Annotated in this window: 22 protein-coding genes; 7 read left to right on the forward strand and 15 right to left on the reverse strand. The window is 72.5% G+C overall.

The annotated features are described in order from the left end of the window. Positions 1–98 precede the first annotated feature (98 nt). The 5 genes from EDF28_RS12755 to EDF28_RS12775 form a co-directional block, all read right to left on the reverse strand. On the reverse strand, positions 99–554 hold the full coding sequence (locus EDF28_RS12755) for a MarR family winged helix-turn-helix transcriptional regulator (protein WP_111084361.1): 456 nt from the start codon (positions 552–554) through the stop codon (positions 99–101). Positions 555–740: 186 nt separating this feature from the next. Next, positions 741–1,391 (reverse strand): GntR family transcriptional regulator, encoded by a 651-nt coding sequence (locus EDF28_RS12760; protein ID WP_123938562.1) that lies wholly within the window; start codon positions 1,389–1,391, stop codon positions 741–743. 141 nt (positions 1,392–1,532) lie between these two features. Beyond that, positions 1,533–2,324, reverse strand: a complete 792-nt coding sequence (locus EDF28_RS12765) for a YqjF family protein (protein WP_159573306.1) — start codon at positions 2,322–2,324, stop codon at positions 1,533–1,535. Then, entirely contained in the window at positions 2,321–2,719 is a 399-nt protein-coding gene (locus EDF28_RS12770; RefSeq protein ID WP_123938564.1) for a hypothetical protein, read from the reverse strand. The genes EDF28_RS12765 and EDF28_RS12770 overlap by 4 nt, the downstream gene beginning before the upstream one ends. Before the next feature lie 29 nt (positions 2,720–2,748). Next, positions 2,749–4,023, reverse strand: coding sequence for a phosphopantothenate--cysteine ligase family flavoprotein (locus EDF28_RS12775; protein ID WP_123938768.1), 1,275 nt, complete (start codon positions 4,021–4,023; stop codon positions 2,749–2,751). A 64-nt stretch (positions 4,024–4,087) separates the two neighbouring features. On the opposite strand from EDF28_RS12775, the gene EDF28_RS12780 reads away from it, so the two are divergent. Continuing rightward, positions 4,088–4,879 carry an NRDE family protein gene (locus EDF28_RS12780; RefSeq protein WP_173169278.1) on the forward strand — a complete coding sequence of 264 codons (792 nt, stop codon included), beginning with the start codon at positions 4,088–4,090 and terminating at the stop codon, positions 4,877–4,879. A 57-nt stretch (positions 4,880–4,936) separates the two neighbouring features. Here EDF28_RS12780 and EDF28_RS12785 read toward each other — a convergent pair whose 3' ends face one another. Further along, positions 4,937–5,845 carry an SDR family oxidoreductase gene (locus EDF28_RS12785; protein ID WP_123938565.1) on the reverse strand — a complete coding sequence of 303 codons (909 nt, stop codon included), beginning with the start codon at positions 5,843–5,845 and terminating at the stop codon, positions 4,937–4,939. A 110-nt stretch (positions 5,846–5,955) separates the two neighbouring features. On the opposite strand from EDF28_RS12785, the gene EDF28_RS12790 reads away from it, so the two are divergent. The 3 genes from EDF28_RS12790 (at position 5,956) to EDF28_RS12800 (ending at position 8,696) form a co-directional block, all read left to right on the forward strand. Further along, positions 5,956–7,065: an LLM class flavin-dependent oxidoreductase gene (locus EDF28_RS12790; RefSeq protein WP_260154951.1), complete on the forward strand. Its 1,110-nt coding sequence runs from the start codon at positions 5,956–5,958 to the stop codon at positions 7,063–7,065. 149 nt (positions 7,066–7,214) lie between these two features. Further along, positions 7,215–7,844, forward strand: a complete 630-nt coding sequence (locus EDF28_RS12795) for a hypothetical protein (RefSeq protein ID WP_123938566.1) — start codon at positions 7,215–7,217, stop codon at positions 7,842–7,844. 360 nt (positions 7,845–8,204) lie between these two features. Next, positions 8,205–8,696 (forward strand): pyridoxamine 5'-phosphate oxidase family protein, encoded by a 492-nt coding sequence (locus EDF28_RS12800; protein ID WP_123292028.1) that lies wholly within the window; start codon positions 8,205–8,207, stop codon positions 8,694–8,696. 135 nt (positions 8,697–8,831) lie between these two features. On the opposite strand, the gene EDF28_RS12805 is transcribed toward EDF28_RS12800, so the two are convergent. Further along, positions 8,832–10,073: a hypothetical protein gene (locus EDF28_RS12805; protein WP_123938567.1), complete on the reverse strand. Its 1,242-nt coding sequence runs from the start codon at positions 10,071–10,073 to the stop codon at positions 8,832–8,834. Between the two features lie 226 nt (positions 10,074–10,299). Here EDF28_RS12805 and EDF28_RS19595 point away from each other — a divergent pair, with 226 nt between their 5' ends. After that, positions 10,300–10,701 (forward strand): RidA family protein, encoded by a 402-nt coding sequence (locus EDF28_RS19595; protein ID WP_235035960.1) that lies wholly within the window; start codon positions 10,300–10,302, stop codon positions 10,699–10,701. 118 nt (positions 10,702–10,819) lie between these two features. Here EDF28_RS19595 and EDF28_RS12815 read toward each other — a convergent pair whose 3' ends face one another. Genes EDF28_RS12815 through EDF28_RS12835 form a run of 5 tightly spaced genes read right to left on the reverse strand, consistent with a single transcriptional unit; the run spans position 10,820 to position 16,244 of the window. After that, complete coding sequence (locus EDF28_RS12815; protein ID WP_123938568.1) at positions 10,820–12,493, reverse strand: amidohydrolase family protein; 1,674 nt, start codon at positions 12,491–12,493, stop codon at positions 10,820–10,822. Beyond that, positions 12,490–13,149 (reverse strand): bifunctional 4-hydroxy-2-oxoglutarate aldolase/2-dehydro-3-deoxy-phosphogluconate aldolase, encoded by a 660-nt coding sequence (locus EDF28_RS12820; RefSeq protein WP_123938569.1) that lies wholly within the window; start codon positions 13,147–13,149, stop codon positions 12,490–12,492. The genes EDF28_RS12815 and EDF28_RS12820 overlap by 4 nt, the downstream gene beginning before the upstream one ends. Positions 13,150–13,204: 55 nt before the next feature. Continuing rightward, the gene (locus tag EDF28_RS12825; protein ID WP_123938570.1) at positions 13,205–14,182 is read right to left on the reverse strand and encodes a sugar kinase; all 978 of its coding nucleotides are present in this window, start codon (positions 14,180–14,182) and stop codon (positions 13,205–13,207) included. Further along, entirely contained in the window at positions 14,179–15,024 is an 846-nt protein-coding gene (locus tag EDF28_RS12830; RefSeq protein ID WP_123938571.1) for an IclR family transcriptional regulator, read from the reverse strand. Before EDF28_RS12830 ends, EDF28_RS12825 begins: the two co-directional genes overlap by 4 nt. After that, entirely contained in the window at positions 15,024–16,244 is a 1,221-nt protein-coding gene (locus EDF28_RS12835; protein ID WP_185094237.1) for an alanine racemase, read from the reverse strand. The genes EDF28_RS12830 and EDF28_RS12835 overlap by 1 nt, the downstream gene beginning before the upstream one ends. A 159-nt stretch (positions 16,245–16,403) precedes the next feature. On the opposite strand from EDF28_RS12835, the gene EDF28_RS12840 reads away from it, so the two are divergent. After that, positions 16,404–17,813 carry an MFS transporter gene (locus EDF28_RS12840; protein WP_200849218.1) on the forward strand — a complete coding sequence of 470 codons (1,410 nt, stop codon included), beginning with the start codon at positions 16,404–16,406 and terminating at the stop codon, positions 17,811–17,813. 164 nt (positions 17,814–17,977) lie between these two features. Further along, positions 17,978–18,754 (forward strand): endonuclease/exonuclease/phosphatase family protein, encoded by a 777-nt coding sequence (locus EDF28_RS12845; protein WP_111084345.1) that lies wholly within the window; start codon positions 17,978–17,980, stop codon positions 18,752–18,754. A 326-nt stretch (positions 18,755–19,080) separates the two neighbouring features. Here the strand turns inward: EDF28_RS12845 and EDF28_RS12850 are convergent, their stop codons facing one another. Genes EDF28_RS12850 through EDF28_RS12860 form a run of 3 tightly spaced genes read right to left on the reverse strand, consistent with a single transcriptional unit; the run spans position 19,081 to position 21,784 of the window. Beyond that, positions 19,081–19,698: a methionine ABC transporter permease gene (locus EDF28_RS12850; protein ID WP_111084480.1), complete on the reverse strand. Its 618-nt coding sequence runs from the start codon at positions 19,696–19,698 to the stop codon at positions 19,081–19,083. Between the two features lie 50 nt (positions 19,699–19,748). Next, positions 19,749–20,831 (reverse strand): methionine ABC transporter ATP-binding protein, encoded by a 1,083-nt coding sequence (locus tag EDF28_RS12855; protein ID WP_123938573.1) that lies wholly within the window; start codon positions 20,829–20,831, stop codon positions 19,749–19,751. Continuing rightward, on the reverse strand, positions 20,831–21,784 hold the full coding sequence (locus tag EDF28_RS12860) for a MetQ/NlpA family ABC transporter substrate-binding protein (protein WP_123672400.1): 954 nt from the start codon (positions 21,782–21,784) through the stop codon (positions 20,831–20,833). Before EDF28_RS12860 ends, EDF28_RS12855 begins: the two co-directional genes overlap by 1 nt. Positions 21,785–21,923 lie beyond the last annotated feature (139 nt).

Here is a 21,923-nt window from a genome sequence, read left to right on the forward strand (position 1 = left end):
CGACACGATGACTCGTCAGACTGGATGACGCGTCCAGGATCGCTGGCAGAACCGTCCGTCCACCCGTTGGTAACGGTTCGGTAACGGCCGGTTCGGACCTAGAACGTGTGAGGTTCCTGGGTGCGGTCGCCCTGGGCGACGCGTTCGAGGGCGTCGAGCGCTCCGGCGATCGCGGTGACGTCGGACTCACCGAGCTCGGCGATGAGCTCGGCGACGATCCCGGTGCGGTCCGAGCGTGCTCGTTCGACCGCCGCGATGCCCTCGTCGGTGGCCGAGACCATGAAGGCGCGGCCGTCCCTCGGGTCCGCCTCGCGCTCGATGAAGCCGCGCTGTTCGAGCTCGGTCAGGATGCGGGTCATCGTGGGCTTCGTGACCACCTCGATCCGCGACAGGTCGCCCGGGCGCAGGGGTCCTTCGCGCTGGATGGTGGCGAGTGCGGACACGATCCCGTACCCGAGCGAGGCCGAGTCCGTCCGTGCTCGCCGGTTGATCCGTCCGACCGCCGCGGCCAGACGTGCGGCGACCTCGGTACGGTCCGTCGATCGAGGACTCATGTGCTGCTCCGGGTGGGCGATCGGGTGGTCGCCAGCGATGCTATCGGCTCGCCGGATCCGCAGTCTGGGAGCGTCGTGCGCGTCGGTCGCGGGCCGGGACGGGGTGTCCGGGAGGCCCGTGGAACGCGGACCGCCCGCCTCGCGTGCGCGAGACGGGCGGGTTCCTGTACGGCGGTACAGCCGGACTCAGTGCTTCTCGCCCGGCAGCTGGTGGATCGCCTCGGTCGCGAGCTCCGCGGCGACGTTGTCGCCGGACTCGGTCGCGGTGCGCAGCCGACGGAAGTCCGCGGTCATGCGGTCCCAGTCGACGAGCTCGTCGAGGTTCGGCAGGCGCAGGCGGAAGGCCAGACCGTCCATGGTGTCGCGGCACACGCGTTGCAGGTTCTCGTTGCCGCACTCGGCGACGTAGAGCGCGAACACGTCGAGCGAGTCGTGGTTGACCGCAGCGACGTCGTGCGACTCGAGCTCGGCGATCGTCTTGTCGAGCTGCGCGAGGATCTTCTTCCGTGCACCCGCGCCGAGGCGCGGGACCGCGAGGCGGACGACACCACCGAACAGCACCCCGAGGGTCTGCATCGCCTCGATGACCTCGGCGGGGTTCGGCGTCGTGACGCGCGTGTACCGGTTCGGCGCCATCTCGATGAGGCCGGCGCGGGAGAGCTGGCTCAGCGCCTCGCGGATCGGGGTGCGGGAGACGCCGAGCCAGGCGATGAGCTCGTCGTCGTTGAGCCGCTCGCCGGGGACGAGCGTGCCGTCCATGATCGCGTCGTGGATCTTGTGCCGGACGGTGTCGCGGAGCAGCTGGTGCTCGGTCGGGGCGCTGCGGGGGACCGGCATGCGTTCTCCTTCGATCGGGGCGCGGTCAGTGCACGCGCACCGATCAACGTACCTGATATGAGACCGGCGTTCCGCTCGGCTCAGCGCGTGTCACGGGGCGGTCGAGGTCGTCCTGGGCGGCATCGTCCGTGGCGTGGTCGCTCACCGCACGACCCCACCCCAGGCGTACCGCACCGTGGTGCCGTCGACGACGAGCAGCGAGTCGGGTGCCCGGTCGAACAGCCCCGGCATGCCGACGGCGTCGGGCAGGTCCCCCTCGAGCCGGTCGAGGTGCGCGGCCCGAACGGTCAGCGGCGGGTGCTGTCGCTGCCAGAACAGCGTCTGGGCCAGGTACCGGGCGTGGATGCCGGCGCGGGTGGTGAGCTCGGCGGCCAGTGGCGTGTCGACGACGTCACCGGCGGTGACCCGGATCGAGGCCGCGTGCCGGGGTCTGGCCGTGCCCGAGGGGCGTTCCTGCCGCAGCGACCGCGCCCAGCGCACCGGGTGCAGTGCACGTGCGGGGTGCCGGACCGACCGGTGCGCGACGACCTCGCCGCGGCGGCGCGACCGGGCGTGCGCGAAGGTGTACGGCACGCCGAGCAGCGCGTGTGCGGCCACGATCGCCGGCACGTTCGCGGTGTCCACGGTGCGGTACGCGACCCCGCGCCGGCCCTGGTCGTCCACGGTCAGGACCTCGATGGTGACCTCGGTCATGCGGCCGAGGCGGCCGGCGGAGGGGAACGGCGGCACCCGCGTCTCGTGGAAGACGTAGGCCGTGAGTCCCACCCAGGCGCTGCCGTCGACCACGTCGGGGCGCGTCCCCCGCGGGACGAGTCGCGCCAGCGAGCCCGGGTCGTGTCGCCAGTGCGCGAAGACGACGTCGTCCCACGCGTGCTGGGTCACCGGCCGGTGCAGCAGCGGTGCGGCCGCGCGGGTCCAGGAGGGCTGGGTCACCGCTTCGGTGCGTGCCGACCGACGCGCACGGCCCACAGGACGAGCGGGGCCTGCAGCGGGAGCCGCAGCACGGAGACGAGCCGCATCGCCCGGGTCGACCGCGGGCTGTCGAGCAGGTCGTTCGCCATCTTCACGTTCGCGGGGAAGACCGCGGCGAACAGGGCAGCTGCAGCCCACCCCGAGGCCCGGCGAGTGGCCGGGAACACGAGCCCGGCGGCGATGCCGAGTTCGGCCACGCCGGACGCGACCGTCGTCAGCCGCGGTGGCAGTGTGTCCGGCACGATCCGGTCGTAGTGGCGCGGCTGCAGGAAGTGGGTGACGCCGGCCCCGCCGAGCAGCACCGCGAGCAGTGTGGCAGTCCGGGTGGCTCGTTTGATCCGCTCACGTCGTCGCATACCCCCATCGTGCTCGCCCGTCCTCGGAATCAGGTCAGTGCGGTCGCGACGAGGTCGAGGACCGCCGCCGCCACCTCGGCCTTCGTACCCGAGGTCTCGCGGACCACCTCGCCGCCCGGCACCAGGACCTCGATCGCGTTCTCCTCGCGCTCGAACCCGGCCGACCAGCCGACGTGGTTCACGACGAGCAGGTCGGCGGGCTTGCGCGCGATCTTCGCGCGGCCGAGTGCGATGCGGGCGTCGCGGTCGGGTTCGGTCTCGGCGGCGAACCCGACGATGACCTGCCCGGTGCGCCGCGCCGCCACCAGGTCGGCGAGCACGTCGGGGTTCCGCACCAGCTCCAGCGTCATCCGCTCACCTTGGGCGTCCTTCTTGAGCTTCTCGGCGAGGACCTCGGCCGGCCGGTAGTCGGCGACGGCAGCGGTCATCACGACGACGTCGGCATCGACCGCCGCGGCGTGCACGGCCTGGGCGAGCTCGAGCGCTGACCCCACCGGCACGACGGTCGCGTCGATGCCCGCGGTCAGGCCGGCCTCGACGTTCGCGGCGACGACGGTGACGACGGCGCCGCGCGCCGCTGCGTCGGCGGCGATGGCCAGGCCCTGCCGGCCGCTCGACCGGTTGCCGACGAAGCGCACCGGGTCGAACGGCTCGCGGGTGCCGCCCGCGCTGACGACCACGCGGACGCCGGACAGGTCGCCCTGTTCGCCGCGGGCCCCGGCGCCGGACTGCGTCCCCCCGTCGGTGCCGGCGCGACGCCCCGCCCCTGCACCGCCCGGGCCGTCCAGCACGGCGAGCGCGGCGGCGACGATGTCCTCGGGTTCCGTCATCCGGCCGATGCCGGCGTCGTCGCCCGTCAGCGCGCCGACCACCGGTCCGACCAGGTGCACGCCCCGCTCGCGCAGGACGGCGACGTTGGCCCGGGTCGCGGGGTGTTCCCACATCTGCGGGTGCATCGCCGGCGCGACGACGACCGGGGCGTCGGTGGCGAGCAGCGTCGTGCCGAGCAGGTCGCTCGCCAGGCCGTTCGCCATCCGTGCCAGGGAGTCCGCGGTCGCCGGGGCCACCACGACCAGGTCCGCGCGACGGCCGAGGGCGACGTGGCGGACCTCGGAGACGTCGTCCCAGACGCTCGTGGTGACGGGGTTGCGGCTGAGTGCCTCGAGCGTCGGCAGTCCGACGAAGCGCAGCGCCCCCTCGGTGGGGACGACGTGCACCTCGTGCCCGCGCTTGACGAGGTCGCGGACCACGCCGACGGCCTTGTAGGCGGCGATGCCCCCGGTGATCCCCACGATGACGGTCAGGGTGCGCTCTGCTGCTGCGTTCACGCCGCTCACGCTACCGGGGGCACGTGCGAGGATCGACGGCATGTGCACCGTCGTCGTCCGCGTCGACCCCGGGTCCGCGTGGCCCGTCACCGTGCTCGCCCTGCGGGACGAGTCACCCGAGCGTCCGTGGGATCCGCCCGCTGCGTGGTGGCCCGATCGCGACCCCGGGGTCCGCGGCGTGCGTGACCGTGCTGCCGGCGGTGCGTGGCTCGCCGCCTCGGACCGCGCCGGACTGGCGGTCGTGCTCAACCGCGGCGAACCGGTGCCGAGTGTCGACGGCACGTGGACGACCCGCGGCGTGGTGCCGGTCGACGCCGTCGCCGACGACCTGCTGCCGGGACACGACGGCACGCTGCCGACCACCCGCGCGTTCAACCTGGTGCGGGCGACCGCCGACGGCGCCGCGGTCCTGACCTGGGACGGCACACGGGTCCGAACGACCGAGCTCGGCCCGGGCGTGCACATGGTGACGCACGGCGAACCGGACGACCCGGCGGCGCCGCGCATCGGGCGGTGGCTCGAGGCCTTCCGTGCCGCGGACGCCCCGGTCGGGCCACCGGTGCTCGGACCCTTCGACGAACTCCGGACGGTGGACGCGGGCGACGACGCCGGAGACGGGTGGAGCGGCTGGTTCGGTGTCCTGGCCGAGTCCGCAGCGCTGCCGAGCGACCACCCCGACGCGATCCTCCGCGACGCGCACGAGGCCGAGGGGCACATGACGACACTGTCGATCGTCGCCGCGGCGATCGGTCCGGACCGCACGGTCCTGCAGCACGCCCGCCTGACCGAACCCGGACGGCTGGACGGGTCGGTGGAGCTGCACCGCGCCTGACGCGGGCGGCGCGCCGGACGCGCCACGGGCCTCCCGGCCGCGCCCCGCGCCCCGCGCTCAGAGGGGCGGACGTGTCCCGGTGAGGTCCTCGGCGACGGCCCAGAGCGAGCGGGCGAGGTCGGCGCTCCGTGCCGACCCGGGGATCGAGACGGCGGTCGTCGGTCCGGTCAGGCCGAAGGGGCCGGCCGGGCCGTAGTAGGCGCCGCCGACCGCGTTCGGGCCGACCGCGGCGTAGAGCAGCGGCTCGGTGCCCTGCTCGACCGCCTGCGTGAAGGGGAGCGCGCGGTTGTTGGACCGCACCGGCTTCGCGCGTCCGAGTGAGCGCCCGGCCGACTGGAGGTTCGTGCGGGTGTAGCCGGGGTGCGCCGCGGTGCTGACGAGGGGGACGTCCGCCTCGACGGTCAGTCGGTGCAGGTGCAGCGCGAGGAGCAGGTCGGCGAGCTTGGACTGGCCGTAGGCGCGCCAGCCGTTGTACCCGCGTTCCCACTGCAGGTCCCCGAATCGGATCCGGCCGGGGATCGCGGCGAGGCTCGACATGGTCGCGACCCGCGGCGCCTCGGCGCGCAGCAGCGAGGGCAGCAGCAGGTTCGTCAGCGCGAACGGGCCGAGGAAGTTCGTGCCGAACTGCAGCTCGAACCCGTCGACCGTCTCGAAGCGCTGCGGCGGCGCCATGACCCCGGCGTTGTTCACCAGGACGTCGATCGGGCGGTCCTCGCCGACGATGCCGTCGGCGAAGCGGCGCACGCTCGCCAGGTCCGCGAGGTCGAGTTCGCGCACCTCGACGTCGGCGTTCGGGTGGGCTGCGCGGATCTCGGCCGCGGCGGCATCGCCCTTCGCGGTCGTGCGCACGGCGAGCACGACGCTCGCGCCGGCGGCCGCGAGACGGGTCGCGGCTTCCTTCCCGGTGCCACTGTTGGAGCCGGTGACGACGATCCTGCGTCCGGTCTGGTCAGGGAGCTTCGGCATGCGGGCGACCGTACACGCGGGCGCTGGCCGTGCCGGCCCGCCGGCCTGGCCCTGGCGGCCCGATCGTGATAGTTTGATGCAAACGCATGGAAATGCGACCAGGAGGAACCATGAGCAACGCATTCGGCACCGACCGCCCCTCGGACGTCCCGCCGCCCGCACCCGAGCGGATCGGACGCGTGGAGCTCGGCATCGACACCTTCGGCGACGTCACCGAGCTCGCCGACGGCAGCCTCAAGTCCGACGCGCAGAGCATCCGCGACGTCGTGGCCCAGGCCGTCCTCGCCGACCAGGTCGGCATCGACTTCATCGGCGTCGGCGAGCACCACCGCGCCGACTTCGTGGTGAGCGCACCCGAGGTCGTCCTCGCCGCGATCGCCGCCTCGACCTCCCGCATCCGGATGGGCTCCGCCGTCACGGTGCTGTCGTCCGACGACCCCGTGCGCGTCTACGAGCGCTTCGCCACCGTCGACGCGATCTCGGACGGCCGTGCCGAGGTCATCCTCGGGCGCGGTTCCTTCACCGAGTCGTTCCCGCTGTTCGGCCACGAGCTCTCCGACTACGAGGTCCTGTTCGAGGAGAAGCTGCAGCTCTGGGCGGCGCTGCGCGGCGGCGACGCCGTCACCTGGTCCGGCACGAAGCGCGCGAGCCTGGTCGACCAGGACGTCTTCCCGAAGCTCGAGCACGGCGCCATCCCCACCTGGATCGGCGTCGGCGGTTCCCCGCAGTCGGTGATCCGTGCGGCGTCGTACGGCCTGCCGCTGTTCCTCGCCATCATCGGCGGGCAGCCGGCGCAGTTCGCCCCGTTCTCGCGGCTGTACCGTCAGGCGCTCACCCAGCTCGACCTGCCGCAGCAGCCCATCGCGATGCACTCGCCGGGCTTCGTCGCGGCGACCGACGAGGAAGCCGCCGAGCGCTACTGGCCGTACCACAAGGCCGTCACCGACCAGCTCGGCCGGGAGCGCGGCTGGCCGCCCCTCGACGTCGCCGGGTACCACGCGGGCCTGTCCGCCGGTGGCTCGCTGTACGTCGGGTCGCCGGAGACCGTGGCGCGGAAGATCGCCCGGAACATGCGGATCCTCGGCGCCTCGCGGTTCGACATGCGCTACGCGACCGGTCGTCTGCCGCACGAGGACATGCTGCGGTCCATCGAGCTCTACGGCACCCGGGTCGCGCCGCGCGTGCGCGAGCTGCTCGCCGAGCCCGTCCCCGTCCCGTAGGCGGTCAGCCCGGCGGGCCTACCCCGCGAATGCGACAGATCGCCGCGGAACGTTCGCGGCGATCTGTCGCTTTCGCGCACCCGTCGGCCGGGAGGCGCGGGTCGGCTCCGTCGGTCCGGCTCACGGGCGTGCCGGGTACGGTCCACGGCATGCCGTCACGCCCCAGCACCCCACCCGTCGAGCGCCGGTTCCGCGGCCGGATCATGGGCGTCGGCACCACCTCGGGCGTCCGGATCGTCGTCGGGATGTGGGACCGCTCGCCGTTCGGGGCGTTCACCGACGTGTTCCTCGAGCTCCCCGACGGCACCAGCGTGCTGCTCGCGCCGGACGAGATCGTCGCCGCCTACGTCTCCGGCACCTACCGGTTCGACACCGTGTCCGTGGTCGACGTCCGGGCCCGACGGACGGCACGTGGCCTGGAGCTCGACGCCGGCGCCCTGCAGGTCTCGGTCGACGTCGGCACGATCTCACCGCTCGGCCGGGTGCTGCGCGTCGTGCCGAAGCCGATCGCCCGCGACCCGCGGTGGCTCGCCGCGATCGACCCGATCGCCCGGCTCGTCGCGCCCGGATCCGGCACCGCCGGCTCGGCGGGGAACGGACGCCGCGAGTACTACGGCGTGACCGGCGCGCACGACGTCACCGGCGTGCGCGGGACCTGGGCGGGGGAGCCCCTCGGCACCTTGGTACCGCTCGACCCGCCCGTGGCGTTCGGCTTCGCGTCGATGCCGCGGGTGCCGCAGGTCGTCGACGTCGAGACCACCATCCGCGAGCCCGCCTGACGCGTTCCGTACGGGTGCATCTTCCGTCGATCCACCACCGGATCGACTCGTGGAGTGTCGCTCGTTGCGCATGCATCCGGTGCGTGTGCATGTTCCGACGATGCACGCGGTGATCGTCTGGTGGAGTGTCGCTGTGTGCGGACGCATGGAGCGCGCCGGACCGGGTGCGGGCACTGCGGACCGGCCACCTGCGTGGCCGGACGTGTCCGGGGGAGTCGGCGCGGGCCTCCCGGTCGGGGTGGTGCTGCCGTGTGCCGGACGCGCCCAGCGTCGAGGGGCACACTGGCGGGAACGGTACGGCCCCGCCGGACCCGCGGTCGAACGTCGGGACGGGTGGGGCGCACGACGCAAAGGAGCATCATGACCGACACGCAGACCGACCAGCGCGCCGCCATCTCGGACATCGTCCACGGCGCCCACACGGCCCTGTTGACGACGGTGAGCGAGGACGGCCAGCTGCACGCCCGGCCCCTCGCCGTGCAGGACAAGGCGTTCAACGGGACCCTCCGCTTCCTGGTGCAGGACGGCAGCGAGAAGGTCGACGACATCGCCAGGAACCCGCACGTCAACGTCTCCATCGAGTCGCAGGGCGGCTACCTGTCCATCGCCGGCACCGCCACGGTGACGCAGGACAGTGCCGTGATCGACGAGCTGTGGTCACCGTTCGCCGAGGCCTGGTTCCCGGACGGCCGCGACGACCCCTCGATCCGACTCCTCACCGTGTCGGGCGACTCGGTCGAGTACTGGACGCAGGACACCGGCCCGGTCGGCAGCCTCGTGCAGACGCTCAAGGCCGCACTCGGCAAGCAGAGCCAGCCGGACACCGGGGACCACGGGACCGTCGAGCTGTAGGGGCGGGGCGGGCTCGGCTCGGCTCGAACCGACTCCGAACGACGGGACCGATGTCGTACGACGTCGGTGCCGTCGTTCCGCGTCGGAGCTGCCGTCGTGCCGATGCCGGGGCCGCTGCCGGCGTCGCCGTCCTCGCTACGGAGGCCCGAGCAGCCAGAGCACCGCGACGAGCACCGGCTGCCCGGCCAGCGCCGCGGTGACGAACGTCCACCGCATCCACGGCTTCGCGACGAGCTCCGGCGAGCCGAACAACGGCGCCAGGGGCATGAGCAGCCGCGGGGTCGAGGCCATCGGCAGCGACACCGCGAAGATGTAGAGCGCGTAGGCGGCCGAGTACAGCACGGTCGTCGAGCCGAGCCGCTGCGTCGACCGGCGGAGCAGCCAGATCGGGAACCCGAGGAGCAAGAACACCACGATCAGGATCCCGCCGACGCCGAGCCAGCGCCCGGCGATGAGGAACCACGGCGACAAGGGCACGAAGTCCACGCGGCCGATGAAGTTCACCCACCACGACATCTCGGTCTCGAGGTAGGCGTTCGGCGTGCCGGTCACGTGCGACGCGATGACCGGCCACGCGAGGCCCGCCGCCACCATCACGGCGCCGGCGGCCACGACCTGCACCTGCTCGCGGAGCGGGAAGGTGTCGAGCACCCGCCCGGTCTCACGGCGAGCCCGGACCCACCGCACCAGGGCGATGACCCCGAGCACGAGCGGGACAGCCAACGCACCCGGACGGGTGAAGGCAGCGGCGACCCCGAGCACGGTGAGCAGCCCGTACCGGCGACGCTCCAGGGCGAGCAAAGCGCCGAACGTGAGCGCGAGGAACATGCTCTCCGCGTACCCGACCTGCAGCAGGAACGACAGCGGCCCGCACGTGAAGAAGAAGACTGCCCACATCGCGGCGGCGTTGCCCGCACGGTCGCGGACCAAGCGGTGCAGCAGGTACGTCGCCAGCAGACCGGCCAGCACGGAGATGAGCGGGGCGCCGACGGTGAACGGCAGCCCGGTCGATGCGGTGAGCATCCGGATCGTGAACGGGAACGCCGGCAGGAAGGCCCAGGCGTTCTGCGCCACGTTGCCGACGGCGTCGAGCGGCAGCACGTCGGGGTACCCGTGCAGCGAGATCTGCTCGTAGTACTGACCGTCCCAGGCGGTGAGGAACGCCGTGAAGCCGTGCCCGTTGCCCCAGATGGCGTTGTCCGGCATCGCCCGTCCGATGAGCGGGTACGCGAGTGCCAGCCACAGCGTCGACACGAGCCGGCCGCCGGTCCAGACGAGCAGCACGGCCGCCCACGCAGGCAGGGAGGTCACGGTGTCGAGTGCGCGGCGCCGTCCGGTCGCGGCGGTCCCGGTGACCGCGCCGTCGAGCCGGCTCATGCGCGTGCTCGGCGCGAACCCGTGCGCGCTCGGCGGCGTTCGGGCAGGGAGGACGGCACCCGGCCAGGGTAGTCGCCCTCCACCTGGGTGGTCGGTGCGGCACCCCGGACGGGAGGCCCGCCCTGCGTTCTGCAATACGGAATCGGTCGGGTGCGTGGTCGGCTCTCGAGGCGGCCTTCCGCCTAGCCTGGAGTCCGCCCACGACCGACGAACCACAGGAGCAACCGTGCCGAACCCCACCGCGCCGAAGACCGCCATCGTGACCGACAACGCCCCGAAGCCCGCCGGGCCCTACAGCCAGGGCATCGTCGCCAACGGCTTCATCTACACCGCCGGGTTCGGCCCGCAGGACCCCGCCACGGGTGCGATCGCCGACGACGTGGCTGGTCAGACCGCGCAGGTGCTGGCCAACGTCGCAGCGGTCCTGGCCGAGCACGGTGCCACCCTCGACGACGTCGTGAAGTCCACGGTGCACCTCGAGCACTCCGACCGCGACTTCCCGGCCTTCAACGAGGAGTACGCGAAGCACTTCTCGCAGCCGTACCCGGTCCGCACCACCGTGCAGTCGCACCTGGCGAACATCCTGGTCGAGATCGACGTCGTGGCGGTGCTGCCGAGCGCTTCGTGACGTCGGCGCAGGCTGTGTGAAGCCTCACCGAGGCGCGGCACCGTGCTGCGTCCCTGACCGTGCTGCGTCACCGGCTCGGCTGCGTCACCGGCCGCGCTGCGTCACCGGCCGTGCTGGGTCACCGACCCCCGGTGCCCGCTGCTCCCTGCTCGTGGTCGATCCGACCCGGGTGGCGACGCAGCCCGGCACCGGGGGTCGCGTGCGTCAGGGCGCCCTCGGCCAGCACGGGGACGCCGGCGACGAGGACGTCGTCGATGCCCTCGGCCAGGCGCATCGGTTCGTCGTAGGACGACCGCGCCGCGACCCGATCGGGATCCACGACCACGAGGTCGGCGACCGCCCCGACGGTGACTGAGCCCCGTCGACCGAGGCCGAGTCGCTCGACCGCCGTGGTGGACAGGTGCCGCGAGGCCTCGCGCCATGTCAGGAGCCCCGTGCGGGCGAAGTCCTGCAGGTAGCGTGCGAACGTGCCGTACGCGCGTGGGTGCGGGTGCGTGCCCACGAAGATGCCGTCGGACCCGGCCGTGTGCCCGGGCAGTCGGAAGAGCGGTGCGAGGTCGTCGGCAGTCCGGGGACGGGGCACGCGCATCACGGCGGTGACCTGCAGGGCCGAGTCGACCAGGACGTCGAGGGCCAGGTCCACCGGATCCGTCCCGGTCGCCTCGGCGGCGTCGGCGAGGGTGCGGCCCTGCAGCGCGTGGAACTCGGCGGCGGGCACGTGCGACAGCGTGATCTGCTCCGCCCAGCCGGTGCCGAGGTCGGCGCGGGACAGCACGCGGTCGAGCACGGCCGCCCGGACCGCGGCGCGACCCTCGTCGTCGGCGATCGCGTGGGCGAGGTCCTCGGTGCCGGGGCGGGCGAGGGCCGCGGGCAGCAGCAGCATCGACAGGATCGTGCAGCCGCGCGAGTACGGGTAGGCGTCGAACGACATCGGGGCGCCCTCGGCCTCGAGTTCGGCCAGTGCCGTCACCGCGAGGTCGACGGGCGCGTGCAGGTGGGAGACGTGTGCGCGGACGCCCGACGCGCGGACGATGTCGGCGATCTCGTCGAGGCCGGCGCGGGCGTTCCCCTCGTAACCACCGCGCATGTGTGACACGTAGAGGCCGTCGACGGCAGCGACCTCGGTGCAGAGCGCAGCGAGTTCTGCAGTGCCGGCGAACAGGCCGGGGACGTAGTCGAGCCCCGTCGCCAGGCCGACCGCACCGTCCGCGAGGCCGTCGCGCACGAGCTCCCGCATCGCGGCCAGCTGCGCGCTGTCCGCCGGCCCGGGGTCGTCGCCCATGACCTGGTGCCGGACCGTGCCGGCGGGCACGAGCGTCGCGACGTTGATCGGGGTCGTGCCGTCGTAGGTCGTCAGCAGGCCGTGGACCCCGCCACCGCGGTACGTCGGGTGCGGGCCGTCGATGGCGGCGAAGTACGTGTCGGCGTACGAACCGTCACCCGGTGCCGGTCCGACGCCGTCCTGTCCGGTCACGATCGTGGTCACACCCTGGCTCAGGAGCGCGAGCTGCACGCCCTCGTCGAACACGAGCGACCCGGCGTGCGAGTGCGCGTCCACGAAGCCCGGCAGCACCAGGCGTCCGTCGCAGTCGATCACGTGCGCGTCGGCAGGGGCGTCCAGGTCGGCACCGACGGCGCGGATGACAGCGTCGGCGACGAGGACGTCGGCGTGCACCGGGGCCCCGTCCGCACCGAGCACCGACCCGCCGCGCAGCAGGACGCCGCCGCCGGCGGACTGCTCGCCGGTGGGCTGCTCGGAGCCCGTCACGTGCTCGGGATCGCCGGTGGTCATCGGTCGAGCGCCGCGACGAGGCGGCCGGCCCGCTCCCGCAGGGCGTCGAGGTCGCCCGTGGTCAGCGCGTCGCCGACGAGCGGGGACCCGAGTCCGACGGCGACCGCACCGGCGGCCAGGTAGTCCGGGGCGTCGTCGACCCCGATGCCCCCGGTCGGGATGACGTCGACGAAGTCGAGCGGTGCCAGGACCTGCTTCAGGAACGCGGGGCCGCCGAGCTGCGCCGCCGGGAACACCTTCACCGCGCGGGCACCGAGCCGCCACGCGTGGACGATCTCGGTCGGGGTCGCGGCACCGGGGTACCAGCCGAGGCCACGCTCGTGCGCGCGCTCGCCGAGTTCGGCGTCGAGGTGGGGACTTACGGCGAACGAGGCGCCGGCGGCGGCGGCATCGTCGAGCTGGCGGACGTCGAGCACCGTGCCGACGCCGATGGACGCCGCGGAACCGTACCGCTCCACCGCCCACGCGATGCCCTCGCGCCAGCGTGGGGTGTTCGTGGTGATCTCGATCGCCGTCACGCCGGACTCGACCAGGGTGGCGATGACGTCCTCGACGTGGTCGCCGGTGCCGCCGCGGAGGATCGCGATCGCCGGTCCGGCCTGGTGGCGGTGCCGTGCGCCGGCGTGCTGCTCGGTGCTCGTGGTGTCGTTCGTCATGGTGCGCTTCCTCGAGTGGTGGTGTTCGGCGGACACGGTGTCGGCGGACGCGGTGTCAGCGGTCGACGTGGTCGTGCACGGTGTGGTCGGTGTCCGACGGGTCCGGGGCGTGGTGCAACGCGGCCGGGTCCGGTCGGCGCCAGTCGCTCTCGATGGTGCAGGCGAGGGCGCCGGCGTCGGCGGCCCGGTCGAGCGCCTCGGCGGCGTCCGCTCCGCCCATGCTCGCCGCGAGCCAGCCCGCGACGAACGCGTCACCGGCACCGACCGGGTCGACGACGCGCACCGGGGTCGCGGGCCGACGGACGAACACGCCGTCGATCGACGCCACGGCGCCGCGGGAGCCGAGCTTCACGACCGCGCGGCCCCGTGCCAGTGCGGCGAGGTCGTGCGCGAGTGACTCCTCGTCATCGTCCTGTTCGTCGCGGTCGAGCACGAGTCGGGCCTCGTCGTCGCCGGCGAACACCACGGCGGACCGTGCTGCGACGGCTCGGTACCGGTCTCGTGCAGCGTCGGCGCCGATGAGCTTCGGCCGGTGGTTGACGTCGAACGACACCGGCACACCGGCGGCGGCAGCCCGGTCGAGCGCTGCGGTCACGGTGTCGTGTGCGGACTCGGAGAGCGCGAGGGTGATCCCGGTGACGTGCACGAGCGCAGCGGTCTCGACGACGCTGCCGGGCAGGTCCGTCGCGGCCAACGCCGAGCCGGCCGAACCACGGCGGTGGTAGGTCACCCGGGTGCGGCCGTCGAGCAGCCGCTCCTTCATCATGATGCCGGTGGATCGCTCGGCGTCGGGGACCGCGAGGACGTCGACGCCCTCCCCACCGATGTCGGCGGCGACCCGGTCGCCGGCGGGGTCCGTGCCGACCCGACCGATCCACGTGGCCGGCACCCCGGCGCGGACCAGGCCGATCGCGACGTTGCTCTCCGCGCCGCCGGTGTCCACCCGCATGTGCTCCAGGTCCGGCACCGCGCCGACGTCGCGCCCGGTCAGGAGCAGCATCGTCTCGCCGAACGTCAGCACCGTGCCGGTCACCGGGCACCCCGCGCGAGGGCGAGCTGCGCCGACGAGGACCCCAGCGCGACGGAGATCTCGTGGGCGGTCCGCACGACGCCGTCGCCGAGTTCGCGGACCGCCGCTGCGGGGAACCGCGAGGCCAGCCCGGAGATGCTCATCGCGCCGACCACCTGGTTCGCGTGGTCGAACACCGGGGCGGCGACGCACCGGATGTCCGGCTCGTTCTCGCGGTCGTCGATGCCGTACCCCCGTCCGTGCGTGCGGTCGACCTCGTGCCGCCAGTGGTCGTCGTCGGTGATGGTGTGGTCCGTCATGACCTGGGCCGGTTCGGCGAGGACCCGGTCGAGCAGCTCCGGTTCACCGAACGCGACGATCGCCTTGCCGGACGCCGTGTTCCGCATCGGCAGGCGGTTCCCGATCCGGGAGCCCATGCGGACGGTGCCGCGGGTCTCGACCTTGTCGACGTAGACGATGTCGGTGCCGTCCGGCACGACGAGGTGGCACGTCAGCCCGGTCTGCTCCGCCGTCCGACGCAGGAACGGGGCGGCGGCGGAGCGCAAGTCGATCCCCTCGAGGTAGCTCTGCCCGAGCAGCAGGGCACCGAGGCCGAGCGTGAACCCGGCGTCCGCGGTGCGGCGCAGCAGGTCGTTCTCGAGCATCGGGGCCGTCAGGCGGAGCACCGTCGACTTCGAGGTGCCGAGCTCGGCGGCCAGCACGGACAGGCTGACGGACACCGCGCCGCTGCGGGTCCGGTCGGCGATGCAGTCGAGCAGGCGGAGCGCGCGACGCAGGGACAGTGCGGCGTTCCGGGCAGGACCGTCGCCGTCCGTCGGCACCGGGGCCGCGGTGGTCGCGCGCATCAGAACCACGTCGCGATCGTCCGGAGCACGGTGTCGTCGTCGGCGAGGACGTGCACCTGCCGCCACTTGTCGAACACCGTGCAGGGGTGCGAGATGCCGAACACGACGACGTCGCCGGGCGTCAGCTCCGGGGCGCCGTCCGCCAGCGCGAGGTAGCAGTGCTGGTCGTCGAGGCGGGTGACGGTGACCGCCCCGGGCGGCGGGACGACCTGTGGGGCGCCCGCCGGGCCTCCTGGCAGGGTCGGCCGTACCGACCGCACCACCGGCAGCCCTTCGTCGAAGGAGATGTCGCGCTTGCCCACGGCGACGAACGCGAGTCCGGGCTCCGGGCAGGACGTCACGCGTCCCCAGACCTCGATCGCGGCGATGAGCGAGCCCTCGGCCGGGTGCCGGCCGAAGGGCGTGCGCTCGGCGTAGAAGCCGTCGTCGTGGGTCAGGTACGCACCCGACCGCAGCAGCACGTCGAGGTCGTCGGTGCGGTGCGCCACGGCGTCCACGACGGCGTCGAACCAGGCGCTGCCGCCCATGCTGAGGAGCCCGCGACCGTCGACGAGCCCGCGGACGTCCTCGGCGACGTCGAGCACGCCGGCGACGTACTCGCGGGCAGCGTCGACGCCGGGCAGCCCGCCCTCGTACCCGGAGACACCGCGGAGCACGAGCCCGGCGTCGTGGGCGAGCAGCGCGAGGGCACGCGCGTCGTCGGGGGAGCGGACCCCGGTGCGCCCGCCCGGGAACCCGAGCTCGACCAGGACGTGCAGCTCGCCGGCGACGGTGCCCTGCGCGGCGACGGCGGCGGTGACGCCCGCGGCGGAGTCGACGTAGCAGAGGACGTCGGCGTCCGGGTCGACCGTGCGTCGCGACGCGAGCCAGGCGAGGCCGGCGGGGTCGAGGACCTCGTTCGCGACCAAGATCCGGTGCACGCCGTGCTCCCACGCGACCATCGCCTGCTGGACGGACGCGACCGTCACACCCCACGCTCCGGCGTCGATCTGCCGCGCGGCGAGGTCGGGTGCCATGTGCGTCTTCATGTGCGGTGCGAAGAGCAGCCCGTGGCGGTCGACGTAGGCCTGCATGACGGCGGTGTTGTTCGCCAGGGCGGACTCGCGCAGGGTCATCACGGGCAGGTGGGCGCGGTCGAGGACGTGGTGCGGAGTGCCCGCTGCCGGGTCCCAGGCGCCCTTCGTGGTCACGGTCCCGGTCGTCGGGTCGGCGTCGGTCATCGGTGAGCCTCCTGTCGTCGCGCAGCCTCCACGCTCCCGCTCGGCGGACCCGCAGGGCAACGCGCTGGTGCGCATCATTCTGCAATGCACAACACGATCGCGGAACCTCCTGACACGATCCCCCCGCGACCCGGCACCGGGCATAGCCTTTGACGCGACATGGCGACGACGATGACGACACCCAGACGGCGGACGGGCAGCACGGCGGTCGCCGTGCTCGTGGCGGGGACCTTCTTCATGGAGCTCCTCGACGGCACGATCCTGGCGACCGCAGCGCCCGCGATGGGACGCGACCTCGGCGTCGACTCGGCCGCGGTGGGCGTCGCGATCACCGCGTACCTGGTCACCCTGGCGGTCTTCATCCCCGTGTCCGGCTGGCTCACCGACCGGATCGGGTCCCGCACCGTCTTCGCGGGCGCGATCGCGCTCTTCACGATCGCATCGGCACTCTGCGCGATGTCGACCGGCCTCGTCGACCTGACGCTCTGGCGCATCCTGCAAGGGCTCGGCGGTGCGCTCATGGTGCCCGTCGGCCGGCTCGTGGTGCTCCGGAGCGCCGGTCGCGAGCAGCTCGTCACGGCCATCGCGATCCTCACCTGGCCCGCCCTCGCCGCGCCGATCATCGCCCCGTTCATCGGCGGCGTGCTCGTCGACACCCTGACGTGGCACTGGATCTTCCTGATCAACATCCCGCTCGGCGTCATCGCGTTCGTCGCCGCGCTCGTGCTCGTCCCGCAGGAGCGCGCCGCGCAGCGTGTGCCGTTCGACTGGTTCGGGTCGCTGCTCGCGTGCTTCGGCCTCGGGTCGCTCGTCGTGATGGCGTCGCTGCTCGCGCTCGACGTCATCCCGGTCCTGGCCGTCGTGGTGTCCGGTGTCGTCGGCGCCGTCTGCTGCTGGTTCGCGATCCGGCACTTCCGCCGGGCACCGCACCCGATCATGGGGCTCGAGGCGTTCCGGCTCGAGACGTTCCGGGTGTCGCACGCCGGCGGCAGCCTGTTCCGCCTCGCGGTCTCCGCGGTGCCGTTCGTGCTCCCACTGCTGTTCCAGGACGCCTGGGGCTGGAGCGCCGTGCTCGCCGGGTCCGCCGTGCTGTGGGTCTTCGTCGGCAACCTCGGCATCAAGCCGATGACGACGCCGTTCCTGCGCTGGTTCGGCTACCGCCCGGTGATCATCGTGTCGAGTGCGATCGCGGCGCTGACCGTCGTCGCGATGGCGTTCATGACCGAGGACACCCCGTTCTGGCTGCTCGCGGTCCTGCTCGTCGTCAGCGGCGCCGCCCGCTCCGTCGGCTTCACGGCGTACAACACCATCGCCTTCGCCGACGTCGAGCAGGCCGACATGACCCCGGCCAACACGCTCTCGTCGACGCTGCAGCAGACCGCCGCCGGGTTCGGCGTCGCCGTCGCCGCGGTCGTGATCCGCGCGGCCGGCGGGCTCGGTGGCGACGGCCCGTACTCCGTCGCGTTCTGGGTCATCGCGGCGTTGCTCGCCGTCGCGTGCGTCGAGGGCATCCTGATGAGCCGCACAGCGGGGGACACCGTCCGACCCGCCCGCCGGGTCCGCGCCTGACCCGGGCGGTTCCACGCAGCCCTGCGCGCGGCCCGCGACTGTCCGTTTCCGTCACGGTCACACGCGCGAAACCCGACAGGCGTTACAGTCTCAGCATCCGTTTGCGAACGCCGAGTACGGTTGCCGCGGCAGGGTGACCCGGACCACCCGGACAGGAAGGCAGCATGGCCGCGCCAGAACAGCAGAGCACGATCGCCACCGACGCAGGCGTGCCGCCCACTGCCCTCCGGGTCGTCAGCTACAACCTCCGGGAGCACACTGCGAACGGTGAACTCGCCGCCCTGGCCGAGGCCTCCGACGCCGACGTCCTCTGCGTGCAGGAGTGCGACAGCAACGACCTGGCCCCGTCGATCGGTGGGCTCTCGCTCGCCGCGTCGACCCGCACGAACCGCCTCGGGCTCGCCATCTACAAGCGCGACGACCGCTTCGAGGTGCAGGACTTCAGCATCCACTCGCTGCAGAAGTCCCTGCACGACCGGGTCCTCGCACCCGCGCACGAACGGCTCATCGCGATGCACCTGCGCGACACCGAGGCCGACGCCGAGGTCGTCGTCGCTTCGTTCCACGCCTCACCGCTGACCGCGACGAACTCCCTGCGTCGCAAGCAGATCGAGGCGGCGCACCAGTTCCTCCGCGAGCTCGCGAAGGACGTCCCCGCGGTCATGGTCGGCGACTTCAACTACCCCTGGTTCCAGACGAACCTGCGTCGCAAGATCGAGCAGGGCGGGTTCGCACTGTCGCTGTCCGACCAGCCGACGTACCTGCGGTACCGCAAGTTCACGGGCCACTTCGACTTCGCGACGAGCGTCGGGCTGCACATCGCCGGCGTCGAGACCCTGCCGGCGGGTATCTCCGACCACCGTCCGATCCTGGTGCGCGCGCACTACGAGCACCCCGGAGCGACCGGCACGATCGAGACCGTGGAGTCCCCGGCCGCCTGACCCGCGCGCATGTCGTCGACTGGTCAGCAAGTGTCGGCCGGCGGTCCGGCAGACGACACGTCGTGACCACTCGGCGGGCGACGGCGGGAAGTCGTGACTGCTCGGCGGGCGACGCTGGGCGCGCCGGTGGAGCCGGCAACGCACTGGAGGCCCGGTGCCGGTCTCGTGTACCGGCGCCGGGCCTCCAGTCGGTTGCGGCCACAGCACGTGGCGAGGCGGCGAAACGCGCCGCGCCCGCCGTCGCGTGGTCACGAACTGTCGGCCAGCGTTCCGCCGAGCGACACGTCGTGACCACTCGGCGGACGTGAGCGGGGAGTCGCGACCCGTCAGCGACGCAGGGTCGCGCGCGCCAGCCGGTTGCCGACGAACTGGCCGAGCTGCACGATGACGACGATCGCCGCCACCGACACGTACACGATCCACCAGTCGTACCGCTGCGATCCGTAGGTGATCGCGTACTCACCGAGTCCACCGCCACCGATCAACGCACCCTGCGCCGTCATGTCGACGATGCCGATGTAGATGAACGTGTAGCCGAGGATGAGCGGCCCGAGGCCCTCGGGGATCAGGACGGTCAGCAGGATCGAGATCGGGTGAGCGCCCGACGCGCGAGCCGCCTCGACGACGCCGGGGTCGACCGCGAGCAGGTTCTGCTCGACGATGCGCGACACCGCGAAGGCCGCTGCCAACGAGATCGCGAAGGTCACCGCGGGCACGCCGATCGTGGTCTGCACCACGACGCGCGACAGCGGGGCGATCGCGGCGAGGAAGATCACGAACGGGATCGGCCGGACCAGGTTCACGACGACGTTGATGATCGTGTACGCGGTGCGGTTGCCGAGCAGGTTGCCCGGCCGGGTCGCGTAGAGCAGCAGCCCGAGGGCGAGCCCGATGACGCCGGCGATGACGAGTGACACGAGCGACATCACGATGGTGTCGCGCATGGCGGCGAGGAAGACGTCGAACGTGTCGATCAGGCTCTGGAACGAGTTGTTCACGCTGCTGCCTCCTCGTCGGTCGTGACGCCGTCGGCGCGCAGGGCGGCGACGGCGCGATCGATGGCGTCCGGTGCACCAGCACCAGCACCAGCACCAGCACCGGCGTCGGCGACCCCGCCGGCCGTCAGCTCGTACGTGAGCGAACCGATCCGGCGCTCGCGGATCTCGCCGACCCCGCCGTAGACGAGCTCGGCGGTGACCCCTGCGGACCGGAACACCGCGTCGATCCGGTTCTGCAGCCCGGCCTCGTCGGTGATCTGCACGGTCACCAGACGACCGGGGTGGCGTTCGCGCAGGCGAGCGAGCGTGTCGACCGAGGGGCGGTCGTGCAGCGCGGTGCGGACGAACCGCTGCGCAGCGCCCGTCTTCGGCGCGGAGAACACGTCGTAGACGTCCCCGACCTCGACGACGCGTCCCTGCTCCATCACGGCGACGCGGTCGGCGATCTGCCGGACGGCGTCCATCTCGTGCGTGATGACGATGATCGTCACGCCGAGTTCCTTGTTCACCCGGCGGAGCAGCCCGAGCACCTCGGACGTGGTCTCCGGGTCGAGGGCGCTGGTGGCCTCGTCGGCGAGCAGCAGGTCGGGCGACGCCGCGAGGGCCCGCGCGATGCCGACGCGCTGCTTCTGACCGCCGGACAGCTGCTCCGGGTAGGCGTGGGCGCGCTCGAGGAGCCCGACGAAGTCGAGCAGCTCGGCCACGCGACGGTCCCGCTCCTCCTTCGGCACACCGGCGACCTTGAGCGGGTACGCGACATTGCCGGCGATGGTGCGAGACCGGAACAGGTTGAACTGCTGGAAGATCATCCCGATGTTGCGACGCGCCAGACGGCGATCCCGCTCGGGGATCGCCGTCAGTTCCTTGCCCGCCACGGTGACGGTCCCGGAGCTGGGGAGCTCGAGGGCGTTCACCAGACGGACCAGGGTGGACTTGCCGGCACCGGAGTACCCGATGACGCCGAGGACCTCTCCCTGGTGCACGTCCAGGGAGACGTCCTCGACGGCCACCACGGTCTCGCCGGTGTCGGCGCGGCGGTAGTGCTTCGAGACGCCGCGGAGTTCGACGAGGACCGGCACTACTCCGCTGCCGCCTTCGCGTCGGACTCGACCGTGGTGAGCTCCTTCTGCAGCGAGGCGGCGCTCTCGTCGCTCGGGACGGCGTCCGGGTAGTCCTTCGCGAAGACCTTCTGCACGGCGTCGTCCTGGAACAGCTTCGCCAGGTCGAGGTACGTCTTGTTGGTCTTGTCGGCGTCGCGGACGGCGAAGACGTTCACGTACGGGGCAGCCGAGGCGCTCTTCGGGTCGTCCTGGAAGATCGCGTCCTTGGTGTCGAGCCCGGCCGAGGTGGCGTAGTTCACGTTGACGATCGCGCCCTCGACGGAACCCTGCTGCAGGGCGTTCGCGGTCTGCGAGGCGTCGAGCGTCTGCACGTCGACCTTGTGCGAGGTGATGTCGGCCGTGGTCGAGAAGGCGTTGCCGCCGTCCTTGAGCTCGAGCAGGTCGGCGGCCTGCAGGACCAGGAGCGCACGGGCCTCGTTGATGGCGTCGTTCGGGATCGCGACCTTCGCGCCGTCCTCGAAGTCCGCGACGTCGGAGACCTTCGTCGAGTACAGCGGCAGCGGGTAGACGGCCGTCGCGCCGATCGGCTGCAGGTCGTCGTCCGAGGTGACGTTGTAGTTCGCCAGGTACTGGATGTGCTGGAACTGGTTGATGTCGATCTGCTTGTCCTTGAGCGCAGGGTTCGGCAGCGAGTAGTCCGAGAAGTTCTGGAGCTTCACGGTGACGTTGAGCTGCTCCTTGGCGGCCTTCACGTACGTGTTCCAGTAGGGCAGCGACTTGTCCGAGACACCGATGGTGACGGTCTTCGGCGCAGCGTCACCGGCGGCAGCGCCACCGCTGTCGCCACCGGAGCGCACGACTCCGACGATGACGGCGACGACGATCGCCACGACGACGATGACGGCGGCGATGATCCAGCCGATCGGGCGCTTGCCCTTCGGCTTCTCGGGCAGTGCGGGGGCTGCGGACATGCTGGTGCTCCTCGTGGGCCGTGCTGTGCGGGGGAGCCGCGGTGGTCCGCGGCGTGGAGTCGAGTGTGACGGGAGCGGGTCCCCGGTGCGAGTTCCGTTCCGCCGTGTTACATCGCCGTCACGGGGTGCATTGGTTCAC

This window comes from Curtobacterium sp. PhB137, assembly GCF_003814955.1.
In the GTDB taxonomy this organism is placed as follows: domain Bacteria; phylum Actinomycetota; class Actinomycetes; order Actinomycetales; family Microbacteriaceae; genus Curtobacterium.

Bases quoted from the DNA above. Each gene is read 5' to 3' on its own strand.
- EDF28_RS12755 (WP_111084361.1), bottom strand. From the start codon at position 554: ATGAGTCCTCGATCGACGGACCGTACCGAGGTCGCCGCACGTCTGGCC.
- EDF28_RS12760 (WP_123938562.1), bottom strand. From the start codon at position 1,391: ATGCCGGTCCCCCGCAGCGCCCCGACCGAGCACCAGCTGCTCCGCGAC.
- EDF28_RS12770 (WP_123938564.1), bottom strand. From the start codon at position 2,719: ATGCGACGACGTGAGCGGATCAAACGAGCCACCCGGACTGCCACACTG.
- EDF28_RS12780 (WP_173169278.1), top strand. From the start codon at position 4,088: ATGTGCACCGTCGTCGTCCGCGTCGACCCCGGGTCCGCGTGGCCCGTC.
- EDF28_RS12785 (WP_123938565.1), bottom strand. From the start codon at position 5,845: ATGCCGAAGCTCCCTGACCAGACCGGACGCAGGATCGTCGTCACCGGC.
- EDF28_RS12790 (WP_260154951.1), top strand. From the start codon at position 5,956: ATGAGCAACGCATTCGGCACCGACCGCCCCTCGGACGTCCCGCCGCCC.
- EDF28_RS12795 (WP_123938566.1), top strand. From the start codon at position 7,215: ATGCCGTCACGCCCCAGCACCCCACCCGTCGAGCGCCGGTTCCGCGGC.
- EDF28_RS12800 (WP_123292028.1), top strand. From the start codon at position 8,205: ATGACCGACACGCAGACCGACCAGCGCGCCGCCATCTCGGACATCGTC.
- EDF28_RS12805 (WP_123938567.1), bottom strand. From the start codon at position 10,073: ATGAGCCGGCTCGACGGCGCGGTCACCGGGACCGCCGCGACCGGACGG.
- EDF28_RS12815 (WP_123938568.1), bottom strand. From the start codon at position 12,493: ATGACCACCGGCGATCCCGAGCACGTGACGGGCTCCGAGCAGCCCACC.
- EDF28_RS12820 (WP_123938569.1), bottom strand. From the start codon at position 13,149: ATGACGAACGACACCACGAGCACCGAGCAGCACGCCGGCGCACGGCAC.
- EDF28_RS12830 (WP_123938571.1), bottom strand. From the start codon at position 15,024: ATGCGCGCGACCACCGCGGCCCCGGTGCCGACGGACGGCGACGGTCCT.
- EDF28_RS12835 (WP_185094237.1), bottom strand. From the start codon at position 16,244: ATGACCGACGCCGACCCGACGACCGGGACCGTGACCACGAAGGGCGCC.
- EDF28_RS12840 (WP_200849218.1), top strand. From the start codon at position 16,404: ATGGCGACGACGATGACGACACCCAGACGGCGGACGGGCAGCACGGCG.
- EDF28_RS12845 (WP_111084345.1), top strand. From the start codon at position 17,978: ATGGCCGCGCCAGAACAGCAGAGCACGATCGCCACCGACGCAGGCGTG.
- EDF28_RS12850 (WP_111084480.1), bottom strand. From the start codon at position 19,698: ATGCGCGACACCATCGTGATGTCGCTCGTGTCACTCGTCATCGCCGGC.
- EDF28_RS12860 (WP_123672400.1), bottom strand. From the start codon at position 21,784: ATGTCCGCAGCCCCCGCACTGCCCGAGAAGCCGAAGGGCAAGCGCCCG.